The 13,361-nt window shown below is 31.6% G+C and carries 14 protein-coding genes; 5 read left to right on the top strand and 9 right to left on the bottom strand.

Translation table 11 applies throughout. From position 1 onward, the window contains the following. Positions 1-21: 21 nt before the first annotated feature. The 5 genes from FM121_RS14505 (at position 22) to FM121_RS13150 (ending at position 3,303) form a co-directional block, all read left to right on the top strand. Positions 22-168, top strand: coding sequence for a hypothetical protein (locus FM121_RS14505; RefSeq protein ID WP_179203882.1), 147 nt, complete (start codon positions 22-24; stop codon positions 166-168). Continuing rightward, positions 146-373: a hypothetical protein gene (locus FM121_RS13165; protein ID WP_086952650.1), complete on the top strand. Its 228-nt coding sequence runs from the start codon at positions 146-148 to the stop codon at positions 371-373. The genes FM121_RS14505 and FM121_RS13165 overlap by 23 nt, the downstream gene beginning before the upstream one ends. After that, positions 370-966 carry a hypothetical protein gene (locus tag FM121_RS13160; RefSeq protein WP_086952649.1) on the top strand — a complete coding sequence of 199 codons (597 nt, stop codon included), beginning with the start codon at positions 370-372 and terminating at the stop codon, positions 964-966. Before FM121_RS13165 ends, FM121_RS13160 begins: the two co-directional genes overlap by 4 nt. Positions 967-1,093: 127 nt before the next feature. Next, entirely contained in the window at positions 1,094-1,957 is an 864-nt protein-coding gene (locus tag FM121_RS13155) for a Cas9 inhibitor AcrIIA9 family protein (protein ID WP_086952648.1), read from the top strand. Further along, positions 1,957-3,303 (top strand): PcfJ domain-containing protein, encoded by a 1,347-nt coding sequence (locus tag FM121_RS13150; protein ID WP_086952647.1) that lies wholly within the window; start codon positions 1,957-1,959, stop codon positions 3,301-3,303. Before FM121_RS13155 ends, FM121_RS13150 begins: the two co-directional genes overlap by 1 nt. 163 nt (positions 3,304-3,466) lie before the next feature. Here the strand turns inward: FM121_RS13150 and FM121_RS13145 are convergent, their stop codons facing one another. The 9 genes from FM121_RS13145 to FM121_RS13105 form a co-directional block, all read right to left on the bottom strand. Then, a complete protein-coding gene (locus tag FM121_RS13145; protein ID WP_143597090.1) occupies positions 3,467-3,637 on the bottom strand; it encodes a putative holin-like toxin in 171 nt (56 codons plus the stop codon). 273 nt (positions 3,638-3,910) lie between these two features. Then, a complete protein-coding gene (locus FM121_RS13140) occupies positions 3,911-4,744 on the bottom strand; it encodes a hypothetical protein (protein ID WP_086952645.1) in 834 nt (277 codons plus the stop codon). 210 nt (positions 4,745-4,954) lie between these two features. After that, a complete protein-coding gene (locus FM121_RS13135) occupies positions 4,955-5,263 on the bottom strand; it encodes a hypothetical protein (protein WP_086952644.1) in 309 nt (102 codons plus the stop codon). Between the two features lie 50 nt (positions 5,264-5,313). Then, positions 5,314-5,526 carry a hypothetical protein gene (locus FM121_RS13130; protein WP_086952643.1) on the bottom strand — a complete coding sequence of 71 codons (213 nt, stop codon included), beginning with the start codon at positions 5,524-5,526 and terminating at the stop codon, positions 5,314-5,316. A 52-nt stretch (positions 5,527-5,578) separates the two neighbouring features. Beyond that, the gene (locus tag FM121_RS13125) at positions 5,579-7,285 is read right to left on the bottom strand and encodes a relaxase/mobilization nuclease domain-containing protein (protein ID WP_086952642.1); all 1,707 of its coding nucleotides are present in this window, start codon (positions 7,283-7,285) and stop codon (positions 5,579-5,581) included. Further along, entirely contained in the window at positions 7,286-7,639 is a 354-nt protein-coding gene (gene mobC / locus FM121_RS13120) for a plasmid mobilization relaxosome protein MobC (RefSeq protein WP_086952641.1), read from the bottom strand. A gap of 175 nt (positions 7,640-7,814) precedes the next feature. Next, positions 7,815-8,090, bottom strand: coding sequence for a hypothetical protein (locus FM121_RS13115; protein ID WP_086952640.1), 276 nt, complete (start codon positions 8,088-8,090; stop codon positions 7,815-7,817). 29 nt (positions 8,091-8,119) lie between these two features. Continuing rightward, on the bottom strand, positions 8,120-9,187 hold the full coding sequence (locus FM121_RS13110; protein ID WP_086952639.1) for an ArdC-like ssDNA-binding domain-containing protein: 1,068 nt from the start codon (positions 9,185-9,187) through the stop codon (positions 8,120-8,122). Between the two features lie 16 nt (positions 9,188-9,203). Then, a complete protein-coding gene (locus FM121_RS13105; RefSeq protein WP_086952638.1) occupies positions 9,204-13,361 on the bottom strand; it encodes a DUF3991 domain-containing protein in 4,158 nt (1,385 codons plus the stop codon).

Genomic DNA, 13,361 nt, shown 5'->3' with positions numbered 1-13,361 from the left:
TTTTTGAAAGTAGGTTTTAATATGTATAAGGAATTATTACTAGCTTTAGTAGTGTTTATCTATGATGAAGAATACGAAATGAGTTGGTTTTATAGAAACGTTATTTTGAAAGAAACGCAGACAACGAGAGAGAGGAAAATCGTCTATGAACTCACGAACGATTTATAAAAAATTAACAGGTTGGAATTATATTGAGCTTGCTAAAAAAATTCATCATTTAGTAAGAACAGAACCTACAGACTTTAGTCTTGATGATATTTTAAACATGATTTATGACACTTACGAACAAACCAAAGATGAAAACTTGGCTTATCTTTATGTTGATATTAGCAAAAATGGTTTTTTGATTAAATTAAAGGAGCTATCAAGATGAACTTAACTGTCCCCTTAAAACCTATTAACAATTTTAAAGAGATACCCATCATCTTATATAAACAACAAAATCTATTAGATAGTATTAATCAAGAATTGAGTATGTACTCATTAAATAGATATTTACATACACCACTTGCAGAGCTAGACATCACAAAAATTTCAATGTGTGACTGGTTCTATCAAGAACAACTTATCTTATCTGAAAATAATGTTACTAGTAACTTTGCAGAGTATGACTCATTTGTACTATTTCTAACAGACTATGCTAAAGAAACTTATCAAGTTAGTTTTTTAGATGATAAATCAGTTTTTAGTGATTATCAATATATCGAATTTATCCTATATGTTTCTTTTATTAATGAACTGGATACGTTAGAAAAAGCTTATTGTGAGTGTTTCAATATTAAGTCAATGAGTTTATCAGACTATGTTATGACAACGTTTAGTATGTACTTTGCAGATGAATTACCGTTAAATCAATTTATAAATATGCTAACAAATTTACATCTAAAAACTTATTTAACTAAAAATATTCAAAAACTAAAAAAAGGAAAACATCATATATATGACATTTCCCCTTTCAGACCATAAAAAAAGAAACCTTTTGCGACCAACAAAAGATTTCCAGTTACTACGTATATAGTCATTACACGCATCTTCGTAATCATTGTATCGTATGTAACGACCTTTGACAAGAAAATTTTAAGGAGCGTTACCAATGACCATATTAAAAGCAGATACTATCCAAGAACTACAAGAACACTTATCAAAATTTGATAAAAACTTACCTGTCGCAGTCTTTGACTGTGACAGAGGTTACATGAGTGTAGCCTTTAAAAAAGAAGAAAAAATAAAGAATGACAAAAAATTTCAATGGTTAACATTCTATGCCCATGAAACTATCCAAATGTATGATATTAAGACCTTACAAGGTTACTTGAGTAGATTACCATTACAAGCTCCTATCTCTAAAATGACAGAAGAAAATGACTATACATCATTGTACTTATCCATTGATAGCATGAGAGAAAATGGTAAATTTTATCAATGGTTAGTCCTAAGTGACGAGTTAGAGTATGACCGATTTTTCAGACAACATGACACCAAAACAGAAGAAAATCACACAGAGCCAGTTTTAGAAAACTGTATAGAGCAAGCCTTAGAAAAAATGTTGTCTGAAATCAAACAAGAAAGTTCACAACCTATCGAGCGTATTCATCAATGGCTTTGTAAACAAACCAACCAAGAGCTATTTAAAGGCATTCTAACAGAGGGTAAGACATTAAAAGGAGCATTTACCTATTGTTCAGACCAAGCTCGTAAAACGGATAAGAATAGTCCATCAGTCATGGTTGAAGATAATACCGTTTTTCAGTGGGTATCTGATTACTTCATTCACTATGAACTACCAAAAGCTAAACCTAAAAAGAAAGCTAAGGCTCAACCTAAAGTTAAGAAAAAAACTGAACCAGTTAATAACGTAACAAAAATTACTAGTAATGTTCTCCCAGCAAGTGAGAAAGGGGGAGCCGAACAACAAGAAGAAAACGAGCAACAACTTGAGTTGTTCGCAACAATCTAATGACTAATCAATTAACTAAAGAAATTGGCAAAACGCTCACACCACCTAAAGACTTCTTTAAGTGGTGTGAAAGCCAAATTCCAATTTTTGAATGGAGCAACAAAGAAAAGACGATTAAGTCCAGTGAGCGTACTGGTTGCGAACTTATTAAAAAAAGACTGACGAAAAACTCACGATTAACGTTCTCTGTAAAATTTTATCAGTTTTCAATTATCCTTGTTTCTAAAAATCGAATCGAGATACAATCTCATGATTACTGGCAAGAAATAAAAGAGGGTAAAGAAATTCTTTCAAAGCGATTAACAAACTTCGAACGTTTTGAAAATGGCAAACATATCAAAGCCTATAATACTTATAATAACCAGTGGGACAATGGACTAAGAACCAGTTACGGTTTTATGAGTGGAAACTATACCAACACTATTTTTTATCCAAACAACTGGCAATCTAAATTAAAAAACAATCGAGATTTAAAGTATTTAACATTACCTAGAATTCAACGAGAAGATATTAGTCGAATTTATAAGTACAGATATGAAATTGAATACCTACAAAAAATCGGAAATAAAAGACTAGCAGAGAACATCATGTTTACAGGTAAATTACCCTATGGAAAAGACTATTACAGTACAGTAGACATGACAACAATTAATAAAAATTGGTTAAAGAAAAATAAGTCACTCTTAAAAAAATCAGATAAATCATTTAATGAAATTATGATACAACTGTATTTAGAAAAGCGACATATTAAAATGATTGATAATTTAGACAGACTAATTCATTACAAGCAGTTAAAGAAGTTACCTAAAGAAATTAATCTTCGTAAATTTATTAATTATCTTGAAGAGCAAAAGTTTTCATTTGATTACTATTTAGATTACATTTATATGTTACAGGAACTAGAAACACCTTTAACAAGTGATTTAATCATTTTTCCTAAAGACATTAGAAAAGCTCATGATGATTTAGTTAGTGTTATTGGGAAACTTGAAAGAGAACTAGAAGAAAAAGAGTATGAGAAACGAAAAAAATCTTTACAGAAGTATGAACAAGAAATTGATGAATTTATGTTCCTTGTTCCTAAAGATTTACAAGAGATTGTTAATGAGGGAAATGCTTTACATCATTGTGTTGGTGGGAAACACTACTTAGATAATCACACAAAAGGCGATACAAATATAATCTTCATTAGACAAAAAGATGAAGTCGAAAAACCATACTTTACCTTAGAATATAAAAATCAACACGTTGCCCAGGTACAAGGGAAATATAACCGTGAAACAGTAGCCAACGACTTACAAAAGGCAATCAACAAATGGGAAGATAAAATAAAAAGAATAAGCTAAAAAAACACTATCTAAACCAACTATGATATATGGTTTAGATAGTGTTTTTAGTAACATTTTTTATTGATTCATGGTATAATACTAAGTGAAAGGGACGTACTGGAAATACGCCCCTAAGTAGAACCGTTAAAGACGGTAGCATTGTTTTGGTAAAAAATAACCGTTAAACTAGCCAAAGTTTAAGTGAACGGTTATTTTTTTTGTCATTTTTTACAAGGTCAACAACCAATTTTATTAACGCAATGACAAAAGTGCCAAAACCTAATAATAATTGGATAGTTTCCAATGCAGACAAAAGGGCTTCTCCTTTCCTAGATTTAATACTTATTTTCATAAGCACCACCTCCATTAAAAGATAGCCACCGTCACTAACTTCTCTACTTCTTTATTATAACATAAAAACAGTCTAAAACCTATTGTTATCAAGGTTTTAGACTGTTTTATTTCTTCTCTTTCTAATAAGCTGCGACAAGGAAAACCACCTTGTCGTTTGAGTCGCCTTGCTCCGACCGCCACCACCGCGGCGCCGACTCAATAGAAAGCTCATTATTCAATCGCTTCCTATATCAAACATCATAGGAAAAACACCCAAAACAACATAGAGAAATTAGTTAATATCTCCAGGGGAATTACTATTTCTTTGCCTCATAGTCCAACTATGACCTGATTTATTTTTTTCAAGATCTTCTTTCTTTTTTTCTGCTTCTTTTTTTCTTGAAAGAGGTACTACTTGTTTATCTTCAACTTTACTTGCTTGCTTTTTAGGCTTTTTCTTCTTAGCTGCTATCTTTTTAGGTGGTACAGGTAAACCGTTCTTTTGAAGCATCGTTTTAACATAACCTTTTGCCGTTTTTTGGTAATAATGATGAACGACTTCACACTCAGTTTTTTTACGTGTAATTAAAAAATCCGGAATAATTTCTTGAACTAACACATAACGATACACATTATTTCCATTTTTATTTACATAGCGAATATAAAGAATATCACCTATCTGAACCCATTTTTGTATATTTTTATTGACTTCTACTTTAACGATTTTATTTAGGTTTCTAAAGTTTTTCCCTTCCATCATTAAATAAGTTCCCTGAGCAACACAAATTTTCTTAGTATGATTCGCAATATTTTGCTGTTTTTTTGCTTGCTTTTCTCGTTCAATACGTCGTTCTTCTAAATCATCATCAGTTAAAAAAATAATTGGTCGATTTTTTAATTTAACAATTCTTTTAACTGTTCCCGTATATTGTTCTTCATCTTCACAATCAGTGATCACTTCAGTTACATATAAAAGTTGCTGTTTTGAAAAACGAACCAGCTTACCTACTTTCATTTTATCTTCAATCTTTTTATCGACTCTGAAAGTATATTCTTTTTGATTAGGGTATATCTCAAAGACTTTTTTTTGTCGCCTCTCTTTAACGTGTAGAGTCTTAACTATCATGAAAGAGCCTTCCTTTCTTGAATTCATATTAATTAATATATTTTTAGAGATTCTTATTTTCTACGGTTTTTATTTTTTTCTCCTACCGTTAATCAGTCTTAATTTTATAATAATATGATTATAACATACACGTTCGTTACTTAATTTTCCTTAAAATATTTATACCCTGTTCTTTGCCTATTGACTTTAAGTATAACTAAATATAATTGCCTATTGCACTTTGACAATACCTGTAAATTCATTTGTTTTTATATTTCTATACAGTTCTATATTTTTTTGTATGTTCTTTGGTAAGTCTTTAATTTCTTCGTACGGTATTTTCTCTATAACATTTTCTCGTACTTCTGAAACAAACATTGCAATATCACTAGTATCATGATTATCGCCTAACGTAAAATAGTAATCACTATTTTTGCCAAAAACTGGATCTTCAATTAATTTTTCTTCAATCTCCCAATTTTCAACATTTATTTCACTTACAAAATATCCAAATTTAATATTATCAAATTCTAATTTCATACTTTCTCCTTTCTTGTCATTGCCCTATCTCCTATTGTCATTATGTATAACTAAATAGATTTCTCTATTATCCATTTAGAAAATTCATTAACTACTTTAACATATTCCTCTTCACTCAATTGATCATAAATTCGTATTGTTTGACTATCGAACATATCATAATCGCGTTTAGCTAAATAATAAAGAATATCTGATAAGTGGCTATGTTGCCATGAATAAATTAGTTTCAATTCTTCTAGTAGTTCGTTTTGTTTATCACTCATTATTTTCTTCCTTACTTTTTAATTTTATCTAATCAATTACTGAAACACCAGGTTAAACTTTTCTTTCTTGTTTTATTTCATGATTTTTATTCGGCATAGCTTGAATTAGATGAACATTTTCTATTTTCTTAACGGTTGTTTTGACTGTTTCTTTTAAATAGGTTTGGCTCTTCTGAATGGAAGCTATTTCACTTTTAATGTCGTCATAACTAAGCTCATTAAGTGTCGCATGTGGTAATAAGCTAGATAACTTTCTTTGCACTTCTTGAGGTTGCTGAGTCACCTCTGATTCAATAAGCAGCTTACTGATTTGATGTAGCATCATCATTTTTTCTGATAATTTTTCCAGCGTTTCGTTTGCTTCAGTTAATGCCTGGTCAAACTGATTTTCTAAATTTCGTAGTTGGCGGCCATCCTGAACATCATGCTCTGCTAAAAAATTAATCGCATAGACTAGTTCTTTTAATTGTGTCATTACTGGCTCTTTTTTCAATGGAACCTGTCCATTATAACGTTGTAACTGTCTTACCAAACTAGCACCAGTTATATACCTATTAAATTCTGAGTGCTTATCATTCATCAAATAAAAGAAGTCTTTCTCTTTGATGAATAGATTCAACTGACCATCTTCTAGTCTATCTACCTTATAACTTCCTATAAAAAGTTTTCCTGGTTCATTATATCCAACATCAACATTCAGATAATACCCTTTCTCAGTTGAGTGTGATACTTGCCAGTCCTCCACTGTAATTTGGTAATCAAAATCTTGTTCTACCCGACTAGTCTTTTCATGATAATTTTCTACTACATCCTCTATAGAAAATATCCCTGAATTCTCTTTTAATTTCTCTTCTATGGATTCTTTGTTATATCGCGTTGGATCTCCTTTAACTATATTTCGTCCCCTTGTATTTTTAATTTGCGGTTCATCCAACAAACGATAGGTGGCCCACTTGCCCGAAAAATTAACAGAAAGATTTAAAGCTTCAGCCTTCAGCATGAAGTCATCTATTGAGGAACTATGCTCTATCAAATAATCTAAACGAGATTTTATTTTTAGTTTATAGATTGATTCTGTTTCCCATTTAGTATATTTCTGATGTGAATTTTTAGGTGATTTTTCAATTAATCTTGCTCCATATTCTGACGCTACTTTGTCTGAAATTTTTTCAAAATTAAACTTTGAAATATCTTTATGCCCTCCTTTTGTTTTTGCAATTTTCCAAGGCAATGCCTTACCAGTTTCTAAATTAGTTGTGTTAAGTATAATGTGGTTATGAATATGTTCTTTGTCTGTATGTGTCGCTATGACAAATTCATATTCACCACCAGTAAATTCTAAAATCGTTTTTCGACCTATCTCATGAACCTGTTCCGGCGTTAAATTATCTTCAGGTGAGAATGACTGAATCAAATGTCGAGCTAAGACAGTATTTTTTTTTTCAATATCTATTAATGATGGTGGTTCAAGTTTCTTAGTAACAGAATTAAATTTATAATTTCTTCCTGTCATATAAGCTGCTTTCATTTTTGTGTACTTAAACTCTTCATATGCAGTTTCAGAATCTACAACACCATATGTTGATACAAGTTGTTTCATCATTGTTTTATCATTATTTGCGATATATCTAAATAAATCATCTAAACGAGAAGGTTCTTCATTGTAATCAACTAATGTCTTATCTGCGTTACTAATATATTTTTCTGCTCTCTTTAAGTTTTTAAAACTATGTATTGGAAAATGTTTTGTATAAACCATTTACTCACAATCCTTTAGACTATGTTTTTCTTGTTGCTTCTGTAATTCAGTTTCAACTAGTTCAGTTAAATTTGATAATGTTTGTGTTAGCATTTTTATATCAGTAACTGAAATATCATCAAATTGATTAGCTAGTCTTACTATTTGATTAATATTAGTTCCTATTTTTTTTACTTCGTACACTAACCTTCTCAATTCCGTGTAATCAACAAAAGAAACTTCTCCTTGAATTAACATATCAAGGGCAAAATGTTGAAATTTTTTTTTTCTACTATCTGCCATTTTTGATAAAACGTAATTAAACTCGTCTTCAGTAAATCTTATTTTTTGTTCCTTATGACGATAACGTTCCATGAATTTACTCCTTTACAAATCTTTCTCTAAGCGTCAGACTTTGCTCTTGCAAGCATAGTCATTGGTCCCCCAATGACATAAATTTAAACAACCTCCACCCAAAATCACGGTGGAGGTTGTTTAATAGTTGGGGTTTCCCCAATCCCCTTTTTTTCTTCTTTTGGTTGTTTTGCTTTTAACTCATGTAAGGTCTGAGTAGTGAATTAATAAACTCATTGTAAGGTTCACCAACTGCTAATTTTCTTAAAAATTTTTCAGCTTCTTCATAAGGTGCAAGGTCAATTTCAATTTCTAATTCAGTGTAATCATGAATTAATTGTTGAATTTCTTTAGTAAGTGAACCCTTTTTCTTTTCTTTTTTCTTTGGATGAATCACAGTTCCATTAGGAACTGTTTCATCTGTAAATTGTTGAATAATTATAAATCGTGCTTCATCTGATAGCTGCAACATACACATATCCCTCTCTTTTTTGATTAAATTTATTGAGACATTCTACTATTAAGCGAGTTCTCAACCGTCTTTTTTGGAGTTGGTTCAGCCTGTCTGTACTCCTTTTTTGGCTCTCTAGGAATAGCGACGGGCAAATTTCTAGCAATGGCTACACGTTCCTCAAATTTATTTTCAGGAGCATTTAAAGTGTAAATTTGAGTCAATGTTTTATCAATTGACTCAATTAATTTACTAGCTTCCTTTGTAATTTTTTCCAAAGAATCGGTTAAATCTGATAGCTCATTTCCTCTATCAGTCCATGAAGAAAGATAACCAAATGAGTAGTCACTCGTATCAAATCCTAAGTGGTCACTAACAATATAAGCCACAGATTCAGCTTCAAATTCTTGTTTGCGATACGTCTTATCACCAAAAAAAGCAGATGAATCAGCATGTAAAATCGCATGAGCCATTTCATGTATCATCACTTTTAACGTCATGACTTCGCCTAGTCCTTCCTTAACAACAATTCTTTTATCCGTTACATTGTAGTAACCATTAGCTCTTGATTGAATTGGTTCAATTGAAATATCGACAGGACTTAGGTCTTTCAATAGATTGTAGTAAGCTACAAATTTTTTAGGATCATCTAGTTCCTCAGTCAAATTATAAACTTGTTTAGGAAGTGGTTTTTCACCTTCAGTCTGACTCACATCGAATACAGGCTTCAACATAAAGCGGGTACTTTTTAAGGGTGTACCATTATCATCGACCATGACAGTTCCATCTTTATCTTTCTTATCAACTGTATAGGGAGCATAAATAAATAGAGCCTTCGAACCTTTTTTTACGTATCTATCCATTTTTTTCCACGTCTGAAAACCAGCCACTCGGCTTGCATCAGGATTCTGTTCCAAGATTAATTGCACGTTCTTGGAGGAATATTTATGAAATTGTGAGATAAACTTTAAGTAATTAATGTAGTCGTCACTATGAAGATATTTTTCAATACCATCTTCTAAATGACGTGATAGTTTTTTATAATCTTTCGCTTTGATAATTTCTGATAGTGAGGAATCAATAGGTTGTTTCTCTTTAATTTTAGATTTTTCTACCATGTGTAAGCTCCTTTGTTTAACGTCTTAGTGATTGTTTTTGTTCCTGTTCTTGTGTTGGACGACTACATTCAACTTGTTTATTCATTGCCTGACCTTCAGCAACTCGTTCCTCAAATTTATTTTTTTGTTGAGCTTTACCATTCACTTTCTGATTGATAGATTGAACTAATTTATCTGAATGCTTGGAGATAGTTATAAGTGAGTTGTCTAAATTTTTCATTGAATTAGGACTTGTATTGAACTGCTTTAATTCTTCTAGTGAGTACATTTTTTCGCTCTCTAAGCCTAAATGATTGGCAATTACATAAGATATTGCGTTAACTTCAAACTGTCTTTGTAGACCTTGTGAGGTCGTTTTTAATGATTGTTCTACCGTTAAATCAATGTAACTCTTCATGATTTCATTAAAGTTTTTACCAATAGAATTAACTGGTATTTGATTAACCAGCTCCTTATTGGTCACGTTATCTGTTAAACCATAAATGACCTTCGATACTTGTTCCTTGTCATTTTCATTCAGTTGAAATGACTGAAAATTTTCTTTTCCAGTCGTTTGGCTTACGTCATAAACTGGTTTCAAGTAAAATTGAATGTCTCCTTTTTTATCTACTTCTCCCTCTGAAACAACTGGAGCATAAACATGAATAGGTTTAGCATCAGCTGTTAATTCATAGCCAAGTTGCTTCCATTTATTCTCACTAGCAACTTGTGTTGCTTCAGGAAATTGGCTCACAATCAACTGAATATTTTTAGGTGAATAAGAATGTAACTTAGTTGTTGAGTCTAAATATTTTTTAAATACATCAGGATTTAGTAACATCATTCTTTGGTCTTTAACAGTATCTGTCAGTTTTTTAATATCACTATCTGTTAAAACTTCCTCACGTTTAATGTCTTTAGTCTCTGCATGAATTTGCTCCGTTACAGGCTTATTGATAACCTCTTTTGTAACTAATTGCTCTACTCGTGCCGTTTGTAAAAACTCAGATGAATTAACTTCTTTTCCATTTTGTAGCTCAACTATTAGCTTATCAATCGCTATAATTTGAGCGTCACATTTCTTAAATTGATTTAGTGGTGATTCTAAATTAGTTGATTCTATTTTCTGATTAAGAAAATCAGGGTGGCTCACCCATTGGTCTCTTTCGGCTAACAGACTATCTCTTTGTGCGACTAGGATAGATAACTTTGCTACAGTATCTATATTGCTAGTCATTGTTTTATCGGGGTTAATTGGTAGTCGCAGCTTATTTAATTTCTCTCCAACTTCTTTGATACTGTCCTGATTAATTTTTAGTTTTTGTTGTAAATTTGACACATCTAATAAAGGATTTTGACTGATTGATTGACTAATTTGTTCTTTTAAATCGTCCATTTCGGCAAGTAAAGAAGAATAGTTTCGTCCTAGTTGAATCATATCTTCACTAGGAACAAGCTCTTTTTCTAAAGTATCTTTAATCAAAATAGTGTCACTATTTTTTTCTAATGGTGTGACATCGGGTGAAATATCTCCGCCTTCAGTAATTGGATTTTCCAATTTTTCATCAGGATAAAGTTTTTCAGTATCCTTATATTTTTGATCAACCTTATCAACAAACGCTTGAATTGATTGATTGATTTTTAACAATCGACTTCTAAAAGCAGTCGATATATGTTGGCGAATCTCATCCGCTTTTCGTTTAGGAAAGGTAATAATTTCATTCTTCTTATGCGTCAGAGATTCTTTTAACGCTTCTTTAAATTGATTAGATACCTCTTTAATCGTATCTCGTAAGCCTTTTTGTATGCGTTCAGTTTGTTCTTTAGTGGGGTTCTCTAGTTGATTAGCAGAATCAGAAAAATGTTGTATCAAGTGTTCTACCTTATCTAAATGAGTCGATAACAATTGCTTAACTTCTGTTTCTGTTAAATAATTTTGGGTAGGGGAATCAGTTAATGCCATTTGATTAAGCGTATCGTTTAATCCTTCTTCAATAGAAACTAAAAAATTATAGGTCATACTTTTATTTTCAGGAACATCTATTTCTGTATTTTCAGTAGATGTTGCTGATACTGGTATTACTTCATTTTCTGTATCTACCTTTTCAATAGAATCAGCTTTTTTAGGTACTATATGTTCTTTTTTGCTTGTTTCAGTGTCCTTCTCAGCTACCTCTTTTTTCGGAAAAGTCACTACTTTTTCCTCTAATTGTTGGTAATATTTTTGATTTCTACCTATTCCGTCTCCAATATCTATCCTCAATTGACTGACCTTTTCACCATTCTTAAATTCATCAAAAAAGAATTTATAATAACCTGGTTCATTTGTAGCTGATTGGTCAAACAGTTTAATTTTTTCAATTAAATCAAGGGTTACTATCTCACCTTCAAGGCTAACAATTCCTTTCATTGGGTTAGTCTCATTAAATTCGACTTTAAAATAATCAGATAATTCCTCATTAGTTTTCATATCTGCTTTTTGCTCCTTTTCTTGAGTTAATGACACTTCTTTTTGAAGTAATTCAGAAACAATTTTTTTCTCTTCATCAGTTTTAGGAGGAAATTTTGCCGATACGTCAAGTTCTCCAGTTGGTTTTAACTCTAAAGCAACTTTTCTTAAACCAGCAACAAAATGAATAGTAGGGTTCTTATTCCATTGAGTGACCTTTCCGGACTCAACCAATTCCTTCAATTGAGGATTTGAAACTTTAGAAATGGCTTGTGTAATGAGTAAATCATTTAATTTCTTTTCATATTTCCTTATAGTTGTTTTGCTAAAAAGTGACTCTCCACGTTTAGACTTCTCAATTTCTTCTTGAATACGTGGAATATTCTCAACAATCATGTTTAAGCCACCTTGTCGATTAAACCCCATTTCCTTTAATTCCGCTTGACGTTCCAATTTTTCAACACGCTTTTTCTGTTCCTTGATTTCTTTCAAGGTGTTAAAAACTGCATCTTCCTTTTTTTCTTGTTGATGAATGTGGCGATATCCGCCTCTTTTATCATTCATTGGTTGGCCATTCGTTTTTGCTGCATGAACGTAAACTTGTTCTACCTTAGAATTAAATTCACCCTCTAGTCTTGCTAATTTGCCTTTTGAAATATCTAATCTTGTACGTGATTGTGGTACTTCATCCATCACTATATCCCCTTTTAAAACTGATTTAGTCTCTTTTAAAACTTCGTTCCAGTCTGATTTATCTACCCCCTCCTTAATAGGTGGTAAATCGGTTTGAACATCTATGAAATCAATTCCAAATTCATTAATAAAATTATGGCCAGCTTTGTCATTATCAACCGCAAGAGTCAGCTGAATAAATGGCACTTTCTTTTTGGCCATCTTTTGCATATCTTCAAGAAAAGTTTGTTTTTTTTCGTCTGATAAATTTGAACCCAGTGAATTAGCAATATAAGTGGATAAAGTCCCTTTTTTAAAGCCATTCATAGCTAGTAAAACAACATTATTTAAGTTGTTTTTATTTAATTCGTAGTAGCTCATTAAATCAATTGGAGCTTCAAATGCAATTATTTTTAATGGATTATCAATAGAAATATCTTTTCCTTTTGGAACATGACCTATAGGTACGCTTAACCCATAATAACCGTCACCGTAGACACGTTTTAAACGTGTTCTGTCTCCGTGAATCTCCGGAAAAGCATCTATCCCTTGATAAGACATCCCTTTGACTGTACCCGTTAAATCAGTATGTTTAAAAACAATTGCTGTTTCTTCATGGTTATTAATCTTATCTTTGTATTTTCCTTGCGTTATCACGTTTTTTTCAATAAAAAAATCAACTGTCTCTTTCGACAGTTGACGTTCGTTTATTAAATAGTCTTTTGTTTTAGATAAATCTTTATCCTCTTTAAGAAAGTAAACAAAAGGTTTTTCAGGTGCTAATACCTGGTCTTTAAACTCACTTAGTTCATTTTCATTAATGAATTTAATAGCTTCCTTATAGGAACACTCATTAACTGCCATTACTAACTGAATAGAACCCCCACCTTTTGAGCGAGAGTTCCAGTAAAAACTATTTTTACTCGGTGTGATTTTCAGACTGTCATGTTTTGACCATTGATACGTTCGTCCTGACCGTTCAAGCCCCATACCAAGTGCATCTGCAACTGATAAAATATCTACATTTTGAGCGATTTCAAGAGATTTTACTCTTTCTTTATGCGTTTGTCCCAT

Source organism: Vagococcus fluvialis bH819 (assembly GCF_900163795.1).
Taxonomy (GTDB): Bacteria; Bacillota; Bacilli; order Lactobacillales; family Vagococcaceae; genus Vagococcus; species Vagococcus fluvialis_A.
The sequence above is the reverse complement of the archived record's forward strand: the minus strand, read 5'-3'. Positions and strand labels throughout refer to the sequence as shown.